Below are 23,659 nucleotides of genomic sequence, written 5' to 3' on the forward strand. Positions count from 1 at the left end.
TGGGGGGCGAGAAACTGCCCACAGGGTATGCGGTAGGCCTGGGAGCCAGGTCAACGGATCGGGTCCCTGGGTCTGGGAGGATGGCGCGTGTGACTCTCGGCATCCTCACCCGACGGCTGTGCGGCGCAACCCTGCTCGCCCAGGCGCTCTCCGTCTTCTTCGGCGCTCTCGTGGCGTGGCGCCTGGCCCAGGCCTTCGACGACACCCAGGCTGACCTGTACCTGGTCGGCGGGGTCGCGCTCGCCCTGCTGTGCGTGGTGGCCATCGGGGCGCTGCGGAGCCGGCACGGGGTCGCGCTGGGCTGGGCGGTCCAGGTCCTCACCCTCGCCTCGGCGCTGGTGCTGCCGGCGATGGTCATCGTGGCGGGCATCTTCGGCACGCTCTGGCTCCTCTGCCTGCGGCACGGCCGCCGGATGGATGCGGTCAACGCCGAGCGCGAGGCGCAGGCCCGCCAGCTGAGCGAAGGCGAGGGCTGAGGTGGACTTCCTGACCGCGGCCGTCCTCGGCCTCGTCCAGGGCCTCACCGAGTTCCTCCCCGTCTCCTCCAGCGCCCACCTGTCGGTGGTCGGACGGTTCCTGGGCCAGGAGGATCCGGGGGCGGCCTTCACGGCCATCACCCAGCTGGGCACCGAGGCTGCGGTCCTCATCTACTTCTGGCGGGACATCTGGCGGATCGTGCGCCAGTGGTCTCTCGCCCTGGTGGGCAAGGTGCCGCAGAGTGACCCGGACGCCCGGATGGGCTGGCTGGTCATCCTCGGCTCCATCCCCATCGGCGTGCTCGGGCTGCTCTTCCAGGACTCCATCGAGACCCAGCTGCGCAGCCTGTGGATCACCGCCACGATGCTGCTCGTCTTCTCCTTCGTCATCCTTCTCGCCGAGAAGGTGGGGCAGCAGACCAAGCAGATGCGGGAGCTGTCCTGGCGCGACGGCATCCTGTACGGCCTGTGGCAGGCGGTCGCGCTCATCCCCGGCGTCTCCCGCAGCGGTGGCACCATCTCCGGCGGTCTCTTCCTGGGTTACACCCGGGAGGCGGCCGCCCGCTACTCCTTCCTGCTGGCCATCCCCGCAGTGCTCGCCTCGGGCGGGTTCCAGGTCTACAAGTCCCTCAACGAGACGACCGCCATCGCCGTGGCGTGGGGCCCGCTGTGGCTGGCCACCGGCATCGCCTTCGTCGTCGGCTTCGCGGTGATCGCGTGGTTCATGCGCTACATCAGCACCCACACGTTCACCCCGTTCGTCATCTACCGGATCGTCCTGGCCCTGGTGCTCTTCGGGCTGCTCGGGTTCGGCGTCATCGCGCCCTGAGGTGACCTCCGGGTCGCCCGGCCTACCGACGGCGCGCGGCGGGCACGGCACACACCGCATACCCTGGGTGCCGTGACCGAGACCCCCCAGACCGAACGCTCCCTCATCCTCGTCAAGCCCGACGGCTACCGTCGGGGGCTCACCGGGGAGGTGCTGCGCCGCATCGAGGCCAAGGGCTACTCGTTGGCCGCCCTCGCCGTGGTGACCCCCACCCGTGAGCAGCTGGCGCAGCACTATGCCGAGCACGAGGGCAAGCCGTTCTACGAGCCGCTCGTGGAGTTCATGCTGTCGGGACCGGTGACGGCGGCGATCGTCGAGGGCCACGGCTGCATCGCCGGCTTCCGCTCCCTGGCGGGGGCCACCGACCCCACCACGGCCGCGCCCGGCACGATCCGGGGCGACCTGGGCCGCGACTGGGGGCTGAAGGTGCAGCAGAACATCGTGCACGGCTCGGACTCGCCCGAGTCCGCCGCCCGCGAGATCGCGATCTGGTTTCCCCAGCACGCCTGATCTGGTTCCGCGCGCATTCCGCGCGCACGCCCGAGAGTTTCCGCTGCACCCGCATGCCCGCACCGCCTGTCGGTGAGGCTTGCGGTTGCAGGCCGGTCGTCCCCCCAGGAGAGTGAGGACCGGGCCAGGGCGCAGCCCGCGCCGGCTCGTTCGACACCACCTTCAGGAGGGACGGCCATGACCGACCAGACGACACCCGGCCACGAGGGCAGCGACCTGGGCGACCAGTTCGCCAGCGCAGGCGGGCCCGACGGCGCGCTCGCGGGCATGGGCACCGCCGATCGCGAAGGCAAGGACACGGTCGGCAGCGGCGACGCCTTCGCCTCGTCCGACCGGCGTCCGGACGACGCGGTCACCGAGTTCGACGCCCTGGCCCAGCCCGGTCCCGGCAAGATGGGCGGCGCCTACCCCGAGCAGGGCGGCGGGACTGATGGCGGTGCAGACGGCGGCGCCGATGGCGGTGCTGACGGGGGAGCGGATGGTGGTGCCGACGGCGGCGCCGATGGGGGAGCTGACGGTGGCGCGGATGGTGGTGCCGGCGGGGGAGCGGATGGTGGTGCCGACGGTGGCGCGGATGGTGGTGCCGACGGTGGCGCGGATGGCGGCGCTCAGCGAGGAGCCGACGGCGGAGCCGATGGTGGCGCGGATGGCGGTGCTGACGGTGGCGCGGACGGCGGTGCGGACAGGTCCGCGGGGTGACGGCAGTCCGTCCTCGGGAACGGGTCGACACCTCGGCCCTCTCCCGCCTCATCCGGCCCACCTCCCCTGAGGAGTTCGCAGACACGGTATGGGGTCGACGGCCCCACCTGGCGAGCGTCGAGGACCGTGGCGGAGACACCTTCGCCGACGTCTTCTCCCTCGACGCGGTCGACGAGCTGGTGGCCGAGCGTGGTCTGCGGACCCCCTTCCTGCGGGTGGCCAAGGACGGCAGCACGCTGCCCGAGAGAGCCTTCACCGCAGGCGGCGGCATCGGTGCCGGCATCGGGGACCAGGTCAGCGAGGACAAGATCCTGCAGCTCTTCGCCGACGGGGCCACCGTGGTCCTGCAGGGGCTGCACCGCACCTGGGCCCCCGTACGCGACCTCAGCCAGGCCCTGGCCGCCGACCTCGGCCACCCGGTGCAGGTCAACGCCTATGTCACGCCACCGCAGAACCAGGGCTTCGCCGACCACTACGACGTGCACGACGTCTTCGTGCTGCAGGTCCACGGCGAGAAACGGTGGGCGCTGCGCGAGCCCGTCCACGCCGACCCGCTCCGGGACGAGCCCTGGGCGGACCGTCGCGAGGCGGTCGAGGAGCGCGCCCGCGGCGCCGCATACCTGGAGACCACCCTGCGCCCTGGCGACTGCCTCTACCTGCCGCGCGGGTGGATCCACTCCGCCCGGGCCCTTGGCGGCACCAGCGTGCACCTGACCTTCGGCGTGCACGCCTGGACCCGGCACCACCTCGCCGAGATCCTGCTCGACCGTGCCCGTGAGCGGGTCGGTCGGGTCGCCGAGGTCCGCACTAGCCTGCCGCTCGGCCTGGACCCGACCGACGCTGACAGCCTCGCCGAGGACGTGGAGACCGCCCGCGAGGCCCTGCTCGCCGCGATCCGTGCGCTGCCGGCCACCGAGGTGGCCCAGCTCCTCCGCGGGCGCGCCCGCGCAGCCCAGCGCCCGGCAGCGCTGTCCCCGCTGGCCCAGCTCGCCGCCGCCGACCGGCTCGACGTCGACACCGCCCTGCGCCTGCGCGAGCACCTCATGCTCGACGTGCTCCCCGGCCCGGACGGGCAGGTCACGCTCTCCTCGCGGGCAGGCCGTCTGGGTATGCCGTCCGCCCACCTCCCCGCGCTCGACCGGTTGCGCACCGGCGGGCCGGCGACCGTGACCGACCTGGCGGAGGCCGCGGGCCTGGAGCCCGACGCCGGGCTCGCACTGGCCCGCACCCTGGTGCGCCGGGGGGTGGCGGTCGTGGTGCCGGCCGTGGGCGAGACTGGTCGGTATGGCTGAGATCTTCCGCTGCTCGGACGCCGCCCGGGAACGGACGGACCCCATGCTGGGCACCGCGCCGCCCCAGCGACGCCTGCTGCTCGTGGAGCAGGACGGTGGCTGGGGCAGTGACGCACTGGCCTCCCTGGACGTCCCTGACGACCTGCGCGAGGAGGTGCGGGGCCGGACAGCCGGGTCGGGGACCCGGGTCATGCTCATCCGGCGTCCCGGACGCCAGCAGTCGTCGGTCTGCTTCATGCGCTCCTGGTGCGTCGTCGACCCGTTCGCCCCCGAGGGGCACCGGGTCACCTGGGGCACCTGGTCCTACCCGACCGAGCTGTTCGCGGGGGTGGAGCGGGCGGAGGAGCTCGCGTCCTGGGCCGAGTCCGGAGGGCCCGCGGACGGCGCCGGCCGGGAGGGCGACACCACCCCGGAGGGCGGCGCCGGCCCTCCACGGACCGGGACGCCGCCCGGTGACGACGAGCCGCTGCTGCTGGTCTGCACCAACGGCCGCAAGGACGTCTGCTGCGCCGTCCGGGGCCGACCGGTCGCGCTCGCCCTGGCCGAACGCTTCCCCGAGGAGACCTGGGAGTGCACGCACACCGGGGGCGACCGGTTCGCCGCCAACGTCGTGGTGCTGCCCGACGGCGCCATCTACGGCGGTCTCGACCCCGACTCCGCCCTGGAGGCCGTGGACGCCCACCGCGGGGGACGCCCGGGCGACGTACGCCAGCACCTGCGCGGACTGCTCGGCTACCCACGCCCCGTCCAGGTCGCGCTCCTGGGCACCCAGCTCGAGCTGGGCCTGCCCTGGGGGCAGACCCTGCTCGGTCCCGCCGTCGAGGCGACCGCACGACTGTCCGAGGAGCAGGTGCAGGAGCAGGGGGAGCAGCTCGCTGCGCAGGGCACGGAGGTGGCCCGGTGGCGCATCGACGTGGACCTCGCCGACGGCCGGCGGATGGTGGCCGAGGTCAGCGAGCACCTGCGGCCGGCCGCGGCGCTGACCTGCAAGGCGGTGGACCGACCGGCCCACAGCCGGGTGCCGGTCCTGGAGAGCGTGGCGGTGCGGCCGTGACGGTGCCGGCCTGACGCCACGACTCCGTGGCCGCAGGCCAGACGTCGAGGAGCCTGACGTCGCCGGACGCGCACCCGGCAGCGGAGGTTCGTCGCCTACCATCGCGGGGTGGAGAAGGCGGACGGCAGGCGCAGGACCGGGGCGGGTTTCGCGCCGCTCGGGCGGGACCTGGCCGTCGACCTCGGAACCGCCACCACCCAGGTGCACGTGCGCGGCCGGGGGACGGTGCTGGACGAACCCACCCTGGTGGCCGTGGACACCCGCACCGGACGTCTCGTCGCCGCCGGTGCCGGCGCCCACGAGATGCTCGGTCGCACCCCGGAGCACGTGCTGACCCTGCGCCCGCTGACGGACGGCGTGATCACCGACTCCGAGGTCACCGAGCAGCTGCTGCGCCACTTCATCACCCGGGTGCGCCCGTCCCGGCTGATGCGGCCCCGCACCGTCGTCTGCGTGCCCAGCGTGGTCACCGCGGTCGAGCGGCGTGCCCTGGAGGATGCCGCGATCCGCTGCGGCGCCCGCCGCGTCTACGTCCTGGAGGAGGCGATGGCCGCCGCCATCGGCGCCGGCCTGCCGGTGGAGTCGGCCACCGCCAGCATGGTCGTCGACATGGGCGGGGGCTCGACCGACGTCGCGGTCATCAGCCTGGGCGGTGTGGTCAACGCCCGCAGCCTGCGGGTCGGCGGGGACGAGGTGGACGAGGCCGTCGTGGCCGGGGTCAAGGCCCACCACGACCTGCTGCTGGGTGAGCGCTCGGCCGAGGCGATCAAGGCGCAGGTCGGCTCCGTCTGGCCGCTCGCCGAGGAGCTGACCACCCGGGTCCGCGGGCGGGACCTGTCCACCGGTCTGCCCCGCACCATCGAGCTGGGCAGCGAGGAGGTCCGCCGGATGGTCGAGCCGGTGACCGCCCAGGTGGTCGAGGTCGTCCGCTCGGTCCTGGACATCTGCCCGCCGGAGCTGGCCGGTGACCTCCTCGACAGCGGGATCGTGCTCACCGGTGGCGGGGCCCTCCTGCGCGGCTGGACCGAGCGGCTGCGGCACGAGCTGGGCGTCCCGGTCCGCCTCGCCGACGACCCGCAGCACGCCGTCATCCGCGGCGCCGGCATCTGCATCGACGACCTGGGGGCGCTGCAGCGGCTGCTGGCGGGCGCCCCGCGGGCATGAGCCGGCTGGCCACCGGCGGGCGGGGCGCCGCACCGGCCGGTCGCGGCGGGCGCTCACCCCTCCGGCCCCCACCCCCAGGACGGGGTATGCCGCTCCTGGCCATTGCGCTCACCCTCCTCACCGCAGCGGTGCTGGTGGTCGACCTCGCCCGCCCCGGGCTGGCCCAGCCGCTGCGGGAGGGGGTTGCCACCGTGGCCGCGCCCGCGCAGTCCGCCCTCGCCGGCTGGGACGACGGGCGGGTCCGTGCGCTGACCGAGGAGCGGGACGCGCTGGCCGCCGAGGTCGACCGGCTGCAGGAGCAGGTGCGGCAGCAGGAGCAGCTGCGGACCCTGGACCGGGCCACCACCTGGGGTGATCACGACCTGCTCCCGGCGCGGGTGGTGGCCTTCGCCCCGGCCACCTCCCCGGTCGGGGGCCGCACCGTGACGATCGACGTCGGGGCGCGGGACGGGGTCGAGACCGACCAGACGGTCGTGGCCGCCGACGGGCTGGTGGGCCGCGTGCTGCGGGTGGCTCCCAGGAGCAGCGACGTCCTGCTGCTCGGGGACGCCGGCGTGGTGGTCGGGGTGCGGTTCGGCGCGGACGGGGCCCTGGGCAGCGTCGAGGCCCGGCCGGTGCCTGGTCTGCCGCCGCGTGGCCACGGCGAGCTCACGCTCACCGCCCTGGGCGACACCCAGATCCGGGCCGGGGACGAGGTCAGCACCCTGGGCAGCCCGGATGACCGCCCCTACGCCGCCCGGATCGCGCTGGGCACGGTGACCGCCGTCGACCCCGACCGCGGGCAGCTGGGCCGCACGGCCGTGGTGACGCCCCACGTCGACACCGACGTCCTCGACCTGGTCGCCGTCGTCTTCACCGGGCGGGGCGACCGGTGAACCTGCTCCCCGCCCTGCTGCTGCGGGCGCTGCTCCTGCTCGGCGCGGTCCTCCTGCCCTCGGCCTGGCCCGGTGGCCTGCCCCGCCCCGACCTGGTCATCCTCGTCGTCGCGGCCGTCAGCCTGCTGCACCGGCCGAGCACCGGGCTGGTCCTCGGCCTGCTGGGCGGATGGCTGCTCGACCTGGTGCCTCCCGGCGCCGAACCGCTGGGCGCCACCGCCCTCACCTACGGGCTGGTCGGTCTGCTGCTGGGCCTCGGCCGACGCGTGACCGCATCCTCCCCGCTGCTGCCCTGGGTGGTCACCGGGCTGGCCGCCGCCGCGGTGCTCGTCGTGCGGTGGGTGGCCGCGGCGGCCGGCCTCGGGGTGGCGCTGCCGTCGGAGCTGGTGTGGTCCTGGTTGATGACCATGCTCGTGGCGGTCCCCGTCCTGCCCCTGCTCATGGGTCTGGAACGCCGGCTCCTGGATCGCGGGTGGGCATGACCGGCCCCACGTCCCACCGTCCCGCCCGGCGCCTCGTCCGGGCGGGCCATCGAGCACCCGTCCGGCTGCCGCGCCCGGTCCTGACCCCGCCCCGGGTGCGGCGCCGGCCCAGCACCCGCCCGCTGTGGGCGGTCCTGGTGACGATCCTCCTGCTCGGGACGGTGCTGGCCGGCCGGCTGGGCCAGCTCCAGCTGGCCGAGCACGAGGAGCTGGCGCAGCAGGCGGCCCAGGTCAGCACGCGCGAGATCATCACCCCTGCCCTCCGCGGTCGCATCCTGGCGGCCGACGGGACCCCGCTGGTGGTCAACTCACCCACCTCCGTGGTCACCCTCGACCCCGAGCTGCTGCTCGCGGACGAGGACGAGGCCCGGACGCTCGTGGACCGGGTGGCCCAGGCCCTCCGGCTGCCGGCCGAGGACCTGTGGGGCCGGACCCGCCTGTGCGGCACGGAAGGAGCGCCGCCCGTCCCGGCCTGCTTCAGCGGATCGCCGTACCAGCCGGTCCCGATCGCCTACGACGTGGACCCCGTCGCGGCCCTGGCGGTCCTGGAGCGACCCGAGGAGTTCCCGGGGGTGCACGTGACCAGCCGAGCCGTCCGCACCTATCCCGCCCCCGGGGGCATCAACGCCGCCCACCTGGTCGGCTACCTCGGTCGACCCACCCAGGAGGAGGTCGAGGCGTCCGACGGCCGGATCGGGGCGGACGGCACGCTCGGCCGCGCGGGCCTGGAGACCACGTACGACGAGGCCTTGCGGGGCACACCCGGGACCACCGTGGTGACCGTCGACCCGCGCGGGATCGTCACCGGCGAACGGTCCCGCACCGACCCGGTCCAGGGCGCCGACGTGCGGACCCACCTGGACGTGCAGGTGCAGGCCGCCGTCGAGGAGGCGCTGCTGGACGCGGTCCGCGCCGCCCGCCGTGGCGGGGAACCGGCCACGAGCGGCGCGGCGGTCGTCCTGCGCCCCGACGACGGGGCGGTGCTCGCCGCCGCCAGCTTCCCGACCTACGACCCCGGCATCTGGACCAGCGGCGTGAGCCAGCACGAGTACGACCGCCTGCTGGACCCCGCCCGGGGCCAGCCGCTCGTCAGCCGGCTCGTGGGGGACACCTTCCCACCGGCCTCCACGTTCAAGGTGGTCAGCCTGCCCGCGGCGGTCCAGACCGGCGTGGACCCCGAGGGGACCTACCCCTGCCCCGGCGAGGTGACGATCGCCGGGCAGGTGTTCACCAACTACCAGTCCGAGGACCATGGCGAGCTGGACCTGCCCGGGGTGCTGGAGGTCTCCTGCGACACCTCGTTCTACACCTGGGCCTATGACGCCTGGTCGGACCTGGGCGGCCTGGCGCAGACCTCCGACGCCGACGACCGGTTCCTGGCGGTGGCGCGCGGGTTCGGCCTCGGTCAGCGCACCGGGGTCGACCTGCCGGGCGAGGTCGCCGGCCACCTGCCGTCGCGGGAGTGGAAGCGCGAGTACTGGGAGGCCACCCGGGAGGAGACCTGCGCCGCGGCGGAGTCGGGCTATCCCGACGTCGAGGACGAGGAGCGCCGCGAGTTCCTGGAGCAGCTCGCCCGGGAGAACTGCGTCGACGGCTGGCAGTGGCGCCCGGGCGACGCCGCGAACTTCTCCATCGGTCAGGGTGACGTCGCCAGCACCCCCCTGCAGATCGCCGTGGTCTACGCCGCCATCGCCAACGGCGGGCGGCTGTGGGCACCCACCGTCGCCGACGCCCTCGTCCGCCCCGACGGCACGGTCGCCGAGCAGGTGGAGCCGGTCAGCACCGGCAGCGTCTCGCTCAGCGACACCGTCCTGTCGGTCGTCCGGGAGGGTCTGGAGGACGTGGTCACCGACGGCACCGCCGCAGCGAGCTTCGCCGGGTGGCCGCACGCCGACTACCCGCTGGCCGGCAAGACGGGGTCCGCGGAGTCCTTCGGTCAGGAGGCGACCTCCTGGTTCGCCTCCTACGGGCCTACCACGGACCCGGAGTATGTCGTGGTCGTGGTCGTCGAGGAGGGCGGGCTGGGCGCCACCACGGCGACCCCGGCAGGGCGGGCCATCTGGGAGACCCTCCGCGCGCGGGACAGCACCGGCTGAGTGCACCGCCTGCCGTAGGGTCGGCTCGTGAGCGAGCAGACCACGACCTCCGACGGCACCTCCGACCGCACTGAGCCCGAGCCCGAGCGCGCGGAGGCACATGTGCCCGACGACGCGATCAGCCCCGAGCTGCGGGCGGACGTGCGCCGCGTCTCCACCCTGCTCGGCCAGTCCCTCGTCCGGCACCACGGCCAGGGGCTGCTCGACCAGGTCGAGCTGGTCCGGCTCACCACCAAGGCCAGCCAGCAGGGCGACGAGGCAGCCACCGAGCAGGTGCGACAGATGCTGGCAGGCCTGCCGCTCGACCTGGCGACCGACCTGGTCCGGGCCTTCTCGGCCTACTTCCACCTGGCCAACGCCGCCGAGCAGGTCCACCGGGTGCGCACCCACGCCGCCCGTCCTGAGCAGGACGGCTGGCTGGTGGCGACGGTGCAGGACATCGTGCAGGCCGGGGGACCGCAGCTGCTGGCCGACACCCTCGCCGAGCTGGACGTGCGCCCGGTCTTCACCGCCCACCCGACCGAGGCGTCCCGGCGCAGCGTGCTCACCAAGATCCGGCACCTGTCCGACGTCCTGGCCGCCAGCACCGAGCCGGACACCCTCGCCCGCCGCCGGCAGGACCGTGACCTGGCCGAGCTCATCGACCTCATCTGGCAGACCGACGAGCTGCGCCAGTCCCGGCCGACGCCGATGGACGAGGCCCGCAACGCGATGTACTACCTCGACGAGGTGCTCACCACCACCATGCCCGAGCTGCTGGGCCAGCTGGCCGAGCTGGCCGGGGCGCACGGGGTGCGCACCGACACCTCCCGCCCGCCGGTGCGGTTCGGCAGCTGGATCGGCGGCGACCGCGACGGCAACCCCTTCGTCACGCCCGAGGTCACGCGCGAGGTGCTGCGCCTGCAGTCCCTGCACGCCGTGGACGTGGCGCTCAGCCTGGTGGACGTGCTCATCTCCCAGCTGTCCTCCTCGACCGTCGTGGTCGGGGTCGAGCCGGAGCTGGAGGAGTCGCTGCACCGCGACCTGGCCAACCTGCCCGGCCTGGACCCGCGGGTCCGTGAGCTCAACGCGCAGGAGCCCTACCGGCTCAAGCTCTCCTGCGTGCGGGCCAAGCTGCTCAACACCCGCCGGCGGGTGGAGGACCGCACGGCCCACCAGCAGGGGCGGGACTACGCCCACGTCGGGGAGCTGCTGGCCGACCTGCAGCTCGTCGCGGACTCGCTGCGCGCCCACGGGGGAGAGCTCGTGGCCGACGGCCGGGTCGCCCGGGCGATCCAGACCATCGCCGGCAGCGGGCTGCACCTGGCCACCCTGGACGTGCGCGAGCACGCCGAGAAGCACCACGAGGCGCTCGCCCCGTTGCTGGAGGCGGCGGGGGCCACCCAGGGGTATGCCGCGCTGGACCGGCCCGCGCGCACCGCGCTGCTCGGCGACGAGCTGGCCTCGCGGCGCCCGCTGCTGACGCCGGCCGCGCCCCGGGGTCGGACCCTGGCCGTCTTCGACCAGATCCGTGAGGCGATCGCCACGTACGGCCAGGAGGTCGTGGAGACCTACATCGTCTCGATGACCCAGGGCCCCGACGACGTGCTCGCCGCGGCCGTGCTGGCGCGGGAGGCCGGGCTGCTCGACCTGCACGGAGGGCCGGGCGGTGAGGGCGCCTTCGCCCACGTCGGCTTCGCGCCACTGCTGGAGACCATCGACGAGCTGCGCGGGGCGGCCGACCTCGTCGACACCCTCCTGCGCATCCCGGCCTACCGGGACCTGGTGCGCCTGCGCGGCGACGTGCAGGAGGTCATGCTCGGCTACTCCGACTCCAACAAGCAGGCGGGCGTGCTGACCAGCCAGTGGGGGATCCACCAGGCCCAGCGGGCGCTGCGCGACGTCGCCCACCGGCACGGGGTGCGGCTGCGGCTCTTCCACGGCCGCGGCGGATCGGTCGGTCGCGGCGGCGGCCCCACCTACGACGCGATCCTGGCCCAGCCCTCCGGGGTGCTCGAGGGCGAGATCAAGTTCACCGAGCAGGGCGAGGTGATCTCGGACAAGTACTCCCTGCCCGCACTGGCGCGGGAGAACCTGGAGCTGTCCATGGCCGCCGTGCTGCGCGCCTCCGCGCTGCACCGCGACCCGCGCACCACCGAGGAGGAGCGCGCGCGGTACGGCGAGGTCATGGACAGCGCCAGCGACGCCGCCTACGCCGCCTATCGCCGGCTCATCGACGACCCGGACCTGCCCGCCTACTTCGTCGCGGCCACACCCGTCGACCAACTGGGCGAGCTCAACATCGGCTCCCGGCCGAGCAAGCGGCCGGACACGGGCCAGGGCCTGGACGGGCTGCGCGCCATCCCGTGGGTCTTCGGCTGGACCCAGACCCGGCAGATCGTGCCCGGCTGGTTCGGCGTGGGCTCAGGGCTCCGGGCCGCCCGCGCGGCCGGGCACGAGAGCACCCTGCGGGAGATGCTGGAGCACTGGCACTTCTTCCGTTCGGTGATCTCCAACGTGGAGATGACCGTGGCCAAGACCGACCTGGGTGTCGCGGCCCACTACGTCCAGACGCTGGTGCCCGGGGAGCTCCAGCACATCTTCGAGACCATCCGGGAGGAGTTCGAGCTGACCGTCACCGAGCTCAAGGCGCTCACCGGGGAGGCCCACCTGCTCGATGACCAGCCGGTGCTCAAGCGCACGCTGGCGGTCCGCGACAACTACCTGGACCCGATCAGCTACCTGCAGGTCGAGCTGCTGCGTCGGCTGCGGGCCTCCGACGCCGACCGGGACGGGGACAGCGACGGGGACGGGGACCGCGCCGAGGCCGACACCCGCGAGCTGCAGCGCGCCCTGCTGGTCACGGTGAACGGCATCGCCGCGGGCCTGCGCAACACCGGCTGAGGGACCGCATCCCCTCGCACGACCCAGCAGAGGTCCGGTGTCGGCGGCGGCCCCTGGTGGCGTGGTCGCTTCATGAGGACAACTCTCATCCGGCCTTGGCACGCTGAAAACATGACAACCTTCAAGCCCACTGCCCTGTCCGCCGGCTTCGCACTGGCCCTCGCACTCGGCCTCGGGGGCTGCTCCTCGGAAGACGCCGAGGCGCCCACGCAGCCCACAGCGCAGGACGCGGTCGGGGACGACACCACGGCGCCGGAGACCGGTGACACCGGGACACCGGCCGCCGGAGACGCCGGGACGCAGGATGCCGGAGACTCTGCGAACACCGGTGACGCCGCCGAGGCCACGCCCGACGGCACCACCGACGGCACCTCTGCCAGCACCACTGGCGACGCCACCGCGCAGGCCCTCCAGGCGATCCAGACTGCGGAGGAAGAGGCCGGCGGGACGGCCTACGCGATCGACGACCAGGACGACGACGGCAGCTGGGAGGTCGACGTGGTCGTCGGCGACCGGTCCGTGGAGGTGACGGTCGGTGCGGACGGCAGCGTGGTCGGCACCGAGGACGACGACCTGGACGACGACGACCGCGCCGGGGTGGACGCCGCGACCATCACGCTGAGCGAGGCGATCGAGCAGGCCGTCGGCGAGGTGGGTGGCCACCTGGACGAGGCCGAGCTGGACGAGGACGACGGGAGCCACTTCTGGGACGTCAGCCTGGACGGCACGGACCGCGGCGACGACATCGAGGTCACGGTCTCGGTGACCGGCGAGGTGCTGGAGATCGAGAACTGATCTGCACTCCCGCTCCTGGACGGGCAGGAGTGACCCCTGTGAACAATGGGAAGAATGCGTGTCGCTGTGACCAACGTCACGCGTGTTGCAGTTGATTTAGGGCCTCAGAACGTCGGTTTCGCAGGCCAGGGGCTTGCGCCGAGCCCGGGAGCCGGGCTAGGTTCACTGACGCCCGAGCCCCTCGCCACGGTCGTCCCAGAGGGCTCAGGTGTGAACAACTGCAACGGCGATGAGCGCTGTCCCGCGAGCACCGCCGGTCCTGTCCCGCCTTACCACGATGGATGTCCCTATGGTCTCGCGTTGCCCTGCACCGTCCCGCCGCCTGCCCCGCGCAGCCTCCCTCGGGGTCGCCGCCGCGGCGATGGCTGCCCCGCTGGGCGTGCTCCCCGCGCAGGCCGCGCCCGCGCCCCAGCTGCCGATGACACCCCTGCCGACCACGCCGCTGGGCACGACGCCGCAGCCGGCAACCCCCTTGCCGGCCACCCCCGGCGACACGCCGGAGACGCCTGAGGCGCCGGACACCCCGCAGTCCCCCGAGACGCCGGACGCCCCGGCCAGCACGGTCACCCGCACGGTCACGACCGGGGCGAACGTGCGTTCCGGCCCGGGCACCCAGCACCGCGTCGTCGGCGGCCTCGCGGCCGGGGCGCGGGTGACGGGCAAGTACACCGGCAACGGCTGGTTCGACCTGGGCAACAACCGGTTCGTCTTCGCCGACCTGCTCTCCGGCTCGGCGCCCGCACCGACCCCGCCGCCGGCACCGGCACCGCCCCCGGGTGACACCGTGACCCGGACGGTGACGGTCGCCTCGAACGTCCGCTCCGGCCCGGGTACGAGCCACAGCATCGTCGGCGGTCTGGCCGCCGGTGCCCAGGTGACGGGCAAGTACACCAGCAACGGCTGGTTCGACATGGGGAACAGTCGCTTCGTGCTGGGCAGCCTCCTCTCCGGTTCCACGCCCGCGCCGACCCCTCCTGCCCCCAACCCGCCGCCCGGCGACACGGTGACCCGCACCGTCACCGTCGGTGCCAACGTGCGCTCCGGGCCGGGCACCCAGCACCGCGTCGTCGGCGGTCTGGCTGCCGGTGCCCAGGTGACGGGCACGTACACCAGCAACAACTGGTTCGACATGGGCAACGGCAAGTTCGTCTTCGGCGAGCTGCTCTCCGGCTCGGCACCGAACCCCCCGGCACCCCCGGCCCCCACCCCGCCGGCTCCGCCCGCGCCGCCGGCCCCGAGCCCGCCCCCCGGTGACACGGTGACCCGCACGGTGACCACCGGCGCGAACGTGCGCTCCGGTCCCGGCACGAACTACAGCATCGTGGGCGGTCTGACCGCAGGCACCCAGGTGACCGGCAAGTACACCAGCAACAACTGGTTCGACCTGGGCAACAACCGGTTCGTGTTCGGCGAGCTGCTCTCCGGCGGCTCGACGCCGCCGGCACCGCCCGCCCCGCCCGCGCCGCCGGCCCCGCCGGGAGCCGTCACCGGTGCGGCGGTGCTGGAGGAGGCCGCCAAGTACGCCGGCATCATGTACGTCTGGGGCGGCGCCACCCCCGCCGGCTTCGACTGCTCCGGCTACACCCAGTACGTCTTCGGCCAGCTCGGCATCAGCCTGCCGCGCACCGCGGCCCAGCAGCAGGCGTTCGCGACGACGACCACCGACCCGCGCCCGGGCGACCTGGTCTTCTTCGGCGCCCCCGCCTACCACGTGGGCATCTACGCCGGCGACAACATGCTGTGGGACTCCGGCCGCCCGGGTCTGCCGGTGCAGAAGCGCGCAATCTGGCCCTCCGGCGACGTCACCTTCGGCAAGGTGCCCGGCGTCAGCAACTAAGACCCTCCTCGCCGCACCCAGCGACGCCCCGACCGCCCCGGCGATCGGGGCGTCGCTGTCTCCCCAGAGCCACGCTCCGGGCCACAGGGAGGGCACACGCCGGACCTGAGACCATCTATCCATGCCCGAAGGCCACACTCTGCACCGTCTCGCCCACTCCCTCGACGACGCCTTCGGAGGCACCCAGCCGCAGGTGAGCAGCCCCCAGGGCAGGTTCGCCGAGGGCGCAGCCCTGCTGGACGGTCAGCTGGTCGAGCGCTCCTGGGCGCACGGCAAGCTGCTCTTCGTCGACTTCGCCCGGGGGCGCACCCTCTACGTCCACCTCGGGCTCATCGGCAAGTGGTTCGTCCTGCCCGTCGACCCGCCCGGCAGTGAGCCGCCGGCGACCGGCGCCGTCCGGCTGCGCGTCCTCGGCGAGCGGCACGTCGCCGACCTGCGGGGGCCGATGGCCTGCCAGGTCCTGGACGAGGAGGCGGTCGACGCGCTCGTCGACCGGCAGGGACCGGACCCCCTGCAGCCGGTGGGGGAGAGCAACGACCCGGACGCGGCATACCGCAAGATCAGCCGCTCGGGCAAGAGCCTGGCCGAGCTGCTGATGGACCAGACCGTGCTGGCCGGGGTGGGCAACATCTACCGCTGCGAGGTGCTGTGGCGCCACCGGCTGCACCCGCTCAAGCCGGGACGCTCGCTCAAGCGTGCCTCCTGGCAGCTGATCTGGGACGACCTGGTCATGCTGATGCCGTGGGGCGTGCGCACGGGCGCGATCATCACCCTCGACGACGTGCTCGAGGACACCGCGGCCGCCTGGGACCGCGGGGAACGCCCGCAGGTGCCTCGGGAGTTCGCGGTCTACAAGCGGGACGGTATGCCGTGCCTGCGCTGCGGGTCGGTGGTGCGGCACAAGGTCGTCGCCGGCCGCAACCTGTTCTGGTGCGGCGGCTGCCAGCGCCGCACCTGACCGCTCCCGGGCCATGGCAGGCGGGCCATCCCTGGCAGGCTGTCCGCATGACGCTCGAGACCTTCCCGACCGACTGGCAGCGTGCGCTGTGCATCGTGGCCCACCCCGACGACCTGGAGTACGGCACCGCCGCGGCGGTGGCCGGGTGGACCGACGCCGGCAAGCAGGTGACCTACCTGCTGGTCACCCGCGGCGAGGCCGGCATCGCGACCATGGAGCCGGCCCGGGCAGCGCCGCTGCGCGAGCAGGAGGAGCGGGACGGTGCCCGCGAGGTCGGGGTCGAGGAGGTGCTCTTCCTGGAGGGCTTCGCCGACGGGGTGATCGAGGCCGACCTGGACCTGCGCCGAGCCCTCGCGCGGGAGATCAGGCGGGCACGTCCCGAGCTGGTCACGACGTTGACGCACGCAGAGACCTTCGCCGGCGGCAGCCTCAACCAGGCCGACCACCGTGCCGTCGGGCTGGCCGCCATCGACGCGGTCGCGGCGGCCGGCAACCGGTGGATCTTCCCCGAGCTGGTCAGCGACGGCGACGAGCCCTGGGACGGCGTCCGGTGGGTCGCCGTCTCGGCCGCCTCCGACCCGACGCACGAGGTCGACGTCACCGAGCACTTCGACCGCGCGGTCGCCTCGCTCGAGGCGCACCGGGAGTACCTGGCGGCGCTCGGTCCGGACTACCCGGCGCCGCGCGACCTCCTCGGCGAGATCCTGGCGCACCCGGAGCACGAGGGCCGCTACCGTTGGACCGCCCGGGTGCACGCGCGCTGACCGGTCCCCTCCGGCCGCGACCCAATCTCTCCGGCCGCGGTGTAGGCGCGATGAGGCCGCGATTAGGGGCAGGGGCGTGGGCGCTGATAATCTGGCGGGTGCCGTCTGAACGGCCGCGGATCCAGAGTGCCCCGGTGAACATGCCCGGGTTGCGCCGCGCAACGACAAGAAGGAGTCGCCCATGGCGAACGAGACTGCCGCGAAGCAGGACATCATCAAGGAGTACGCCACGACCGAGGGCGACACCGGCAGCCCGGAGGTGCAGGTCGCGCTCCTGACCCACCGGATCAAGGAGCTCACCGAGCACTCGCGTGAGCACAAGCACGACCACCACAGCCGCCGCGGGCTGCTGCTGCTGGTCGGCAAGCGCAAGCGTCTCCTCCGTTACCTGGAGCAGACCGACATCGAGCGCTACCGGTCGCTGATCAAGCGCCTCGGCCTGCGCCGCTGAGCTTCGCAGGGGAGCGGTTCCCGATCCGGGAACCGCTCTTTTGCGTATGACGTGCGCACCAGCGCGCGTCGGGGCCTGCCGCGACGGCACGCCCCAGCAGTTGGGAACAGCCGGGCACAACGACGATGCCCGGTGTTTGCGAGAGAACAGAAAAGGAGGGCCCATGGAGGGTCCAGAGATCACCTTCGCCGAAGCCACCATCGACAACGGCAGCTTCGGCACCCGCACCGTCCGCTTCGAGACCGGGCGTCTGGCCCGGCAGGCCGGCGGAAGCGTCACCGCATACCTCGACGACGACACGATGCTGCTGTCCACCACCACGGCCAGCAAGCACCCCAAGGACCACTTCGACTTCTTCCCGCTCACCGTGGACGTCGAGGAGCGCATGTACTCCCTCGGCCGCATCCCGGGCAGCTTCTTCCGCCGGGAGGGCCGCCCGTCCACCGAGGCGATCCTCACCTGCCGCCTGATCGACCGCCCGCTGCGCCCCACCTTCGCCAAGGGCCTGCGCAACGAGGTTCAGGTCGTCATCACGGTCCTGTCGCTCAACCCCGAGCACCAGTACGACGTGCTCGCCATCAACGCCGCCTCGGCCTCCACCCAGATCTCCGGCCTGCCCTTCAGCGGCCCGATCGGTGCGACCCGGGTCTCGCTCATCGACGGCCAGTGGGTCGCCTTCCCCAACTTCTCCGACGCCGCGCGCTCGACCTTCGACATGGTCGTGGCCGGGCGGGTCGTGGGCGATGACGTCGCGATCATGATGGTCGAGGCCGAGTCCACGGAGGCGACCTGGGACCTGGTGAAGAACGAGGGCAAGCAGGCCCCGACCGAGGAGGTCGTGGCCCAGGGTCTGGAGGAGTCAAAGAAGTTCATCAAGGTCCTCTGCGACGCCCAGGCCCAGCTGGCCGCCGAGGCGGCCAAGGAGGTCCAGCAGTTCCCCCGCTTCCTCGACTACGAGGACGACGCCTACGCCGCCGTCGAGGAGGCCACCTCGGCCGACCTCGCCGAGGCCCTGCAGATCGGCGGGAAGCAGGAGCGGGAGACCCGCATCGACGAGATCAAGATCGCGATGAAGGGCAAGCTGCTCGGGCTGCAGATGCCCCAGGACGGCGACGCCGCTCCGTCGTCCGTCACCGAGGACGCACCGTTCGCCGGTCGCGACAAGGAGATCGACGCGGCCTACCGCGCCGTGCAGAAGAAGCTCATCCGTGAGCGCATCCTGCGCGACCAGGTCCGCATCGACGGCCGTGGCCTGAAGGACATCCGCGCGCTCTCGGCCGAGGTCGAGGTCCTGCCGCGCGCCCACGGCTCGGCGATCTTCGAGCGGGGTGAGACCCAGATCATGGGTGTCACCACGCTGAACATGCTGCGTATGGAGCAGCAGCTGGACACCCTCTCGCCGGTGACCCGCAAGCGGTACATGCACAACTACAACTTCCCGCCCTACAGCACCGGTGAGACCGGGCGCGTGGGCTCCCCGAAGCGTCGAGAGATCGGTCACGGAGCGCTCGCCGAGCGTGCCCTCATGCCGGTGCTGCCGACGCGCGAGGAGTTCCCCTACGCGATCCGGCAGGTCTCCGAGGCGCTGAGCTCCAACGGCTCGACCTCGATGGGCTCGGTCTGCGCGTCCACGATGTCGCTGCTCAACGCGGGTGTGCCGCTGCGCGCGCCGGTGGCGGGCATCGCGATGGGTCTGGTCTCGGCCGAGGTCGACGGCAAGACCCAGTACGCCGCGCTGACCGACATCCTTGGTGCCGAGGACGCCTTCGGTGACATGGACTTCAAGGTCGCCGGTACCCGGGAGTTCGTCACCGCGATCCAGCTGGACACCAAGCTCGACGGCATCCCTGCCGAGGTGCTGGGCGGTGCGCTGACCCAGGCCCGCGACGCGCGCCTGCACATCCTGGACGTGATGAACGAGGCCATCGACGCCCCGGACGAGATGAGCCCCTACGCCCCGCGCGTCATCTCGGTGAAGGTGCCGGTCGACAAGATCGGCGAGGTCATCGGCCCCAAGGGCAAGATGATCAACCAGATCCAGGAGGACACCGGCGCCGACATCTCGATCGAGGACGACGGCACGGTCTACATCGGTGCCACCGACGGTCCTTCCGCCGAGGCGGCCCGGGCGGCGGTCAACGCGATCGCGAACCCGCAGATGCCGGAGATCGGCGAGCGCTTCCTGGGCACCGTGGTCAAGACCACGACGTTCGGCGCGTTCATCTCCCTGCTCCCGGGCAAGGACGGCCTGCTGCACATCTCCGAGATCCGCAAGCTCGTCGGCGGCCGTCGCATCGACGCTGTCGAGGACGTGATGTCCGTGGGCCAGAAGGTCCAGGTCGAGCTCAAGGAGATCGACCCGCGCGGCAAGCTCTCGCTGGCTGCGGTCGTCGAGGGCGACGGGACCAGCGATGGGAATGGCGACGGGAACGGCAACGGTGGCACCCAGGGTGACGCCGGCCAGACCGAGGCCGCCGTCGAGTCGGACGCCCCGCAGACCCAGGCGGTCGAGGGCCACCTGCCCCCAGCTCCCGAGGACGTGCAGGATGACGCCCAGGGTGACGCGCAGGTTGACGAGGACTCAGCGGACTCGGCGGACTCCTCGGAGTCGGCCGAGAACGGCTCCGGGTCCGAGGAGGGCCAGGGCGGCGACCGCCCCCGCCGTCAGCGTCGGCGTCGCGGCGGCCGTGGCCGCGGCGGCAACGGCGGCGGCGAGGACCAGAACGAGGGCGGCTCCGACCAGGAGTGACCCCTGCGTCACGGGTGCTACGCACCCGTGACGACCCGCAGGTATGACGAGGGCCCGGACGCAGGTGCGTCCGGGCCCTCGTGCTGCGGAGGTGATCGAGTGTTGCGCTGTGCTCGCGGGCGAAGGGGGTCCGGTCGCTTCGGTCACCGAGTGCTGCGGCTGTGCACGCCTCGACCCCCGTGCCGTGCGCATATCCACGGCACTGGACGAAAAGATGGCGGGAGAGACGCGAGGGCGGACCCGATCACCGGGTCCGCCCTCGCGAGGTCGGTCTGCTCAGGCGGCCGCTGCTGCGGTGGCTCGCCGGGGAGCTGGGCCCCCCGAGACGTCCCAGCGCATCTCCATACGGGTGCGGCCGTCGGCGTCGGTCACGGGGACCCACGCCAGGACGACGCGACGTCGCGCCTTGGGTAGCTGACGAACCGTGGTCATGGTGTCCTCCTCCGGAGTCGTGGTCGGCGTCTGCGGACCAGTCGTTCATCGTGTGTTTACCTACTCTAGCCCAAAGGTGAACAAAAGGTAAACGGTTGCCGTCCAACCGGTGCGGCCACACCTCTGATCAGGGCGTGGGTCGTGTCCCTGTGACTGCTGGGACTGAGACGATGAACGTCCGATGAACAACGGTTACTTCGGGGGGGCCAGCGACGTGGTCAGCCAGCGGACGCCCTGTTCCACGGGGCCGGGGCGGCGGAGCACGGCGAAGACCACGCCGATCGCCAGGGCCAGGGTCACGTGCAGGGCCAGAGCACTGTCGGAGCCGCGGGCCAGTGCCCTGCCTGGCTCGCCCGCCGGGCTGCCGAGGACGACGACGTGCAAGGAGTAGAGGGTCAGGGTCATGGCCCCCGCGCCGGCGAGCAGAGACCAGGGCAGCCGTGGGAGCAGGCGGACCGCCCACCAGCACAGACCGAGCACCAGCAGCGCGCACCCGGTCGTGTGCGCGAGGTCGGTGATGCTCCCGCTGTGCGGTACCCATACCCCGAGCCACCAGGGCGAACCCTCGGGGTGCACCCCGTAGAAGCCGCGGCGCAGGTCCACCGCCAGGGTCTCCCAGCTCCCGGACCCTGACGTCTCGACGAGAACCTGACGCACCTGCTCGGAGCCCGTGATCAGACGGGAGGCCGCCAGGGGCAGCGCAGCCAGCGTGAGGCCGAGCAGAGTCAGCAGGGCGCCCCGTCGCGCAGGGACGCGAGCGTCGGACAGTGCGGTTCCGCCCGGCGCCAGCAGGCGGCCGACGGCCAGGCCGGCGAAGAGATAGGTGGCCCAGGTCAGCACCGGATAGTAGCCAGTGACCACGAGCTCGCTGAGCAGCCGGACCGGGTCGCGGAGGCTGACCAGGGACGGGATCTGGTAGGTGGTCGGCGGCAGGGCCGGACGGATCAGCATGCTCACCAGCGGGCTCAGCAGCCCCCAGCCCACAGCCAGTGCCGCCAACGCCGGCGCCCGCCAGGTCAGCACCGGCAGGGCGCAGCAGAACAGCACGGCGTAGTAGACCAGGATCACCGCGATGCCGGAGTCGAGCAGCCCGAGGAGGAGACCGATCGTGCCCACTGCGGCTGCCCGGACGAGCAGCCGTCGGCGGTGCGACGCGGGGCCGCTCCTGCCGCCTGCGGACGTCGGCCCTCCGCTGCTGCCCGCCGACGTGGAAGGCCCCCTGCGCGCGGACGTGGAAGGCGTGCGGCCGCTGGCGGTGCTCCTGCCGGCGGCGTGCAGGTCACGGGTGACGATCGCCAGGCTCACCCCGGCGAGCAGGGCGAACAACGCCGAGGAGCGACCCGCGACGACCTGGAACAGCCCGTCCACGCCGCCCGGTGCGTCGGCGCGCAGCGGTAGGACGAGGTGGGAGGCGAACATCCCCAGCAGCGCCACCAGCCGCGCCAGGTCGACGCTCAGCAGGCGTCCTGCGCGGGGCGCGGCGACGGCGTGTCCTGGGGGTGAGCCCGGACCTGCACCGCCCCTCCGTCCGTCCGGGCCTGCGCCCCTGCGCTGTCCGTCCGGCCCCGCGCCGGCCCCCGCCACGGCCTAGCCTCCCCAGAGCCGCAGCAGCGCGGCGGTGGCGGCGGCAGCGGCCACGACCACGAGGAACGGGGCGCGCAGCAGCAGCAGGACCAGGGCGACCCCGATCCCGGCGGCGCGGGCGTCCAGGACGGGCAACCCGTCGCCGTCCAGGAAACCCTGGGTGATGACCAGGGCGCTGAGCAGGGCGACCGTGAGCAGAGGGACCACACGGTCCACCCACGGGATCTGCAGGACCCGCTCGGGCACGAGGTAACCGGCCAGCTTGACCAGCCAGGCCAGCAGGCAGGCGGCGATGACCGCGATCCACAGGGTCACGAGCGGTCCTCCTGCCGGGTCGCCTCGTGGGCGAGGATCGCCTCGGCGTCCCGCGTGACGGGGGCGGGGTCGCGCTCAGGACCCGCGCGTCGGGGCAGTCCGAGGGCCAGCGCCGCGGTGGCGCCGATGAGGACCTCCACCCCGGTCGGCACGAACGGCGCCGAGACGAGAGTGAGCACCATGGCCAAAGCTGCTGTGCCGATCGGGCCGCGGCCCTTCAGCCGCGGCCAGACGAGGGCCACGAACGCGGCGGCGGCAGCCGCGTCCAGCCCCCAGGCCCGCGGGTCACCCATGGCCTCACCGGCCAGAGCCCCGGCGAGGGTCATGCTGTTCCACACCACGAAGAGCACCACGCCGGTGGTGTAGAACCCGATCCGGGTCGAGCGCTGGTCCGGTTGCGCGACGGCGACGGCGGTGGACTCGTCGATGGTCAGGTGGGCCGTGAGCGGTCGCAGGACGGGTGAGGGTGCCAGTCGGCGGGAGAGCTCCAGGCCGTAGAAGCCGTTGCGCAGTCCCAGCAGGGTCGAGGTGGCGACCGCCGCCACCGGGTTGCCGCCCGCGCCGATCACGCCGTAGAAGGCGAACTGGGAGCCGCCGGAGAAGAGCAGCACCGAGGTGAGCACCGTCTGCCAGACGGTCAGTCCGGCCGCCACCCCGAGTGCCCCCGCGCTCACGCCATACAGGCCGACGAGGCCGACCGCCACCCCCTGCCGGGCGGCCGGCGTGCGCCACCACGTCATACCTCGGCCACCAGGCGCACCTCCCGCGTCGTGCGGCCGTCCTCCCCGACGACCCGGTCGCGCCAGGCGCCGTCGGGGGCGAAGCCGGCGGCCTGCAGGAAGGCCAGGGACGTCTCGGCGTCGGCGCGCACCCAGGTCGTCACGGCCTCCAGCTGGTCGTTGCCGGCGCGCAGGGTGTCGACCGCGGCGTTGAGCAGGCGGGAGCCGTGGCCGGCGCCGCGGGCGTCGGGGTGCACGGCGCCGTCGTACACCATGCCGGTGCGCTCGGCGTCCACCCCGGGCTCCTCCTCGGCGGGTCCGAGCGCGACGTAGCCCACCACCTGCGGGCCGGCGCAGGCGACGAGCAGCCGGTGGCGCGTCGAGGGGGGCCGTTCCAGGGAACGGCGCCAGACGGCGGCGAACCTGGGGCCGGTGAGCTCCTCGAGCAGCTCCGGGGCGAGCACGCCGGTCAGCTCGGCCTGGTAGACCGTCGCCTGCACCAGTCCCACCGCCGGGGCGTCGCTGGGCCGGGCCGTGCGCACGCTGGCGTCGGCCAGCGGGCCGGGCGCCGCCGCGGCAGAACCACCCTCGTGCGGGTGGTGGTGGGTGTGCTCATGATGGTGCTCGCTCACCCCACCAGTCTCCCACCCGAGCCATGTGACAGTTGCACCGTCGTTCAACGCTAGAACTGTCAC

The 23,659-nt window shown here is 73.3% G+C and carries 22 protein-coding genes; 17 read left to right on the top strand and 5 right to left on the bottom strand.

Annotated features, from left to right (window positions below; translation table 11 throughout):
* Positions 1–89: 89 nt before the first annotated feature.
* The 17 genes from ESZ52_RS04745 to ESZ52_RS04825 all read left to right on the top strand — a co-directional run bounded on the left by ESZ52_RS04745 (position 90) and on the right by ESZ52_RS04825 (position 19,914).
* Positions 90–476, top strand: coding sequence for a DUF4233 domain-containing protein (locus ESZ52_RS04745; protein ID WP_181009936.1), 387 nt, complete (start codon positions 90–92; stop codon positions 474–476).
* A gap of 1 nt (position 477) precedes the next feature.
* Positions 478–1,305 carry an undecaprenyl-diphosphate phosphatase gene (locus ESZ52_RS04750; RefSeq protein ID WP_131103917.1) on the top strand — a complete coding sequence of 276 codons (828 nt, stop codon included), beginning with the start codon at positions 478–480 and terminating at the stop codon, positions 1,303–1,305.
* A 72-nt stretch (positions 1,306–1,377) separates the two neighbouring features.
* Entirely contained in the window at positions 1,378–1,815 is a 438-nt protein-coding gene (gene ndk, locus ESZ52_RS04755; RefSeq protein ID WP_131103918.1) for a nucleoside-diphosphate kinase, read from the top strand.
* A 177-nt stretch (positions 1,816–1,992) separates the two neighbouring features.
* Positions 1,993–2,514, top strand: a complete 522-nt coding sequence (locus ESZ52_RS04760) for a hypothetical protein (RefSeq protein WP_181009937.1) — start codon at positions 1,993–1,995, stop codon at positions 2,512–2,514.
* Positions 2,511–3,806 (top strand): cupin domain-containing protein, encoded by a 1,296-nt coding sequence (locus ESZ52_RS04765; RefSeq protein ID WP_131103919.1) that lies wholly within the window; start codon positions 2,511–2,513, stop codon positions 3,804–3,806. The genes ESZ52_RS04760 and ESZ52_RS04765 overlap by 4 nt, the downstream gene beginning before the upstream one ends.
* Positions 3,799–4,860 (top strand): ferredoxin family protein, encoded by a 1,062-nt coding sequence (locus tag ESZ52_RS04770; RefSeq protein WP_131103920.1) that lies wholly within the window; start codon positions 3,799–3,801, stop codon positions 4,858–4,860. Before ESZ52_RS04765 ends, ESZ52_RS04770 begins: the two co-directional genes overlap by 8 nt.
* Before the next feature lie 108 nt (positions 4,861–4,968).
* On the top strand, positions 4,969–6,024 hold the full coding sequence (gene mreB, locus ESZ52_RS04775) for a rod shape-determining protein (RefSeq protein WP_131103921.1): 1,056 nt from the start codon (positions 4,969–4,971) through the stop codon (positions 6,022–6,024).
* Between the two features lie 86 nt (positions 6,025–6,110).
* The gene (gene mreC, locus ESZ52_RS04780) at positions 6,111–6,899 is read left to right on the top strand and encodes a rod shape-determining protein MreC (protein WP_131103922.1); all 789 of its coding nucleotides are present in this window, start codon (positions 6,111–6,113) and stop codon (positions 6,897–6,899) included.
* Entirely contained in the window at positions 6,896–7,381 is a 486-nt protein-coding gene (gene mreD / locus ESZ52_RS04785) for a rod shape-determining protein MreD (RefSeq protein ID WP_131103923.1), read from the top strand. The genes mreC and mreD overlap by 4 nt, the downstream gene beginning before the upstream one ends.
* On the top strand, positions 7,378–9,477 hold the full coding sequence (gene mrdA / locus ESZ52_RS04790; RefSeq protein WP_131103924.1) for a penicillin-binding protein 2: 2,100 nt from the start codon (positions 7,378–7,380) through the stop codon (positions 9,475–9,477). The genes mreD and mrdA overlap by 4 nt, the downstream gene beginning before the upstream one ends.
* 102 nt (positions 9,478–9,579) lie before the next feature.
* A complete protein-coding gene (gene ppc / locus ESZ52_RS04795) occupies positions 9,580–12,360 on the top strand; it encodes a phosphoenolpyruvate carboxylase (RefSeq protein WP_131106436.1) in 2,781 nt (926 codons plus the stop codon).
* A 111-nt stretch (positions 12,361–12,471) separates the two neighbouring features.
* On the top strand, positions 12,472–13,155 hold the full coding sequence (locus ESZ52_RS04800) for a PepSY domain-containing protein (protein WP_131103925.1): 684 nt from the start codon (positions 12,472–12,474) through the stop codon (positions 13,153–13,155).
* A 277-nt stretch (positions 13,156–13,432) separates the two neighbouring features.
* Positions 13,433–14,992, top strand: coding sequence for an SH3 domain-containing protein (locus ESZ52_RS04805; protein WP_131103926.1), 1,560 nt, complete (start codon positions 13,433–13,435; stop codon positions 14,990–14,992).
* Positions 14,993–15,113: 121 nt separating this feature from the next.
* Positions 15,114–15,950 (top strand): Fpg/Nei family DNA glycosylase, encoded by an 837-nt coding sequence (locus tag ESZ52_RS04810; RefSeq protein ID WP_131103927.1) that lies wholly within the window; start codon positions 15,114–15,116, stop codon positions 15,948–15,950.
* 47 nt (positions 15,951–15,997) lie between these two features.
* A complete protein-coding gene (locus ESZ52_RS04815; protein ID WP_131103928.1) occupies positions 15,998–16,714 on the top strand; it encodes a PIG-L deacetylase family protein in 717 nt (238 codons plus the stop codon).
* Positions 16,715–16,895: 181 nt separating this feature from the next.
* Positions 16,896–17,165 (top strand): 30S ribosomal protein S15, encoded by a 270-nt coding sequence (gene rpsO / locus ESZ52_RS04820; protein WP_131103929.1) that lies wholly within the window; start codon positions 16,896–16,898, stop codon positions 17,163–17,165.
* A gap of 163 nt (positions 17,166–17,328) precedes the next feature.
* Positions 17,329–19,914: a polyribonucleotide nucleotidyltransferase gene (locus tag ESZ52_RS04825; protein ID WP_131103930.1), complete on the top strand. Its 2,586-nt coding sequence runs from the start codon at positions 17,329–17,331 to the stop codon at positions 19,912–19,914.
* A gap of 276 nt (positions 19,915–20,190) precedes the next feature.
* Here ESZ52_RS04825 and ESZ52_RS19125 read toward each other — a convergent pair whose 3' ends face one another.
* From ESZ52_RS19125 to ESZ52_RS04845, 5 genes are all read right to left on the bottom strand, one after another.
* Entirely contained in the window at positions 20,191–20,346 is a 156-nt protein-coding gene (locus tag ESZ52_RS19125; RefSeq protein ID WP_181009938.1) for a hypothetical protein, read from the bottom strand.
* Between the two features lie 192 nt (positions 20,347–20,538).
* Positions 20,539–21,930 carry a heparan-alpha-glucosaminide N-acetyltransferase domain-containing protein gene (locus ESZ52_RS04830; protein WP_131103931.1) on the bottom strand — a complete coding sequence of 464 codons (1,392 nt, stop codon included), beginning with the start codon at positions 21,928–21,930 and terminating at the stop codon, positions 20,539–20,541.
* Between the two features lie 3 nt (positions 21,931–21,933).
* The gene (locus ESZ52_RS04835; RefSeq protein ID WP_131103932.1) at positions 21,934–22,245 is read right to left on the bottom strand and encodes an AzlD domain-containing protein; all 312 of its coding nucleotides are present in this window, start codon (positions 22,243–22,245) and stop codon (positions 21,934–21,936) included.
* Positions 22,242–22,985 (bottom strand): AzlC family ABC transporter permease, encoded by a 744-nt coding sequence (locus ESZ52_RS04840; RefSeq protein ID WP_131103933.1) that lies wholly within the window; start codon positions 22,983–22,985, stop codon positions 22,242–22,244. The genes ESZ52_RS04835 and ESZ52_RS04840 overlap by 4 nt, the downstream gene beginning before the upstream one ends.
* The gene (locus ESZ52_RS04845; protein ID WP_131103934.1) at positions 22,982–23,596 is read right to left on the bottom strand and encodes a GNAT family N-acetyltransferase; all 615 of its coding nucleotides are present in this window, start codon (positions 23,594–23,596) and stop codon (positions 22,982–22,984) included. The genes ESZ52_RS04840 and ESZ52_RS04845 overlap by 4 nt, the downstream gene beginning before the upstream one ends.
* Positions 23,597–23,659: the final 63 nt, after the last annotated feature.

The organism is Ornithinimicrobium sufpigmenti (assembly GCF_004322775.1).
GTDB classification, from domain to species: Bacteria; Actinomycetota; Actinomycetes; order Actinomycetales; family Dermatophilaceae; genus Ornithinicoccus; species Ornithinicoccus sufpigmenti.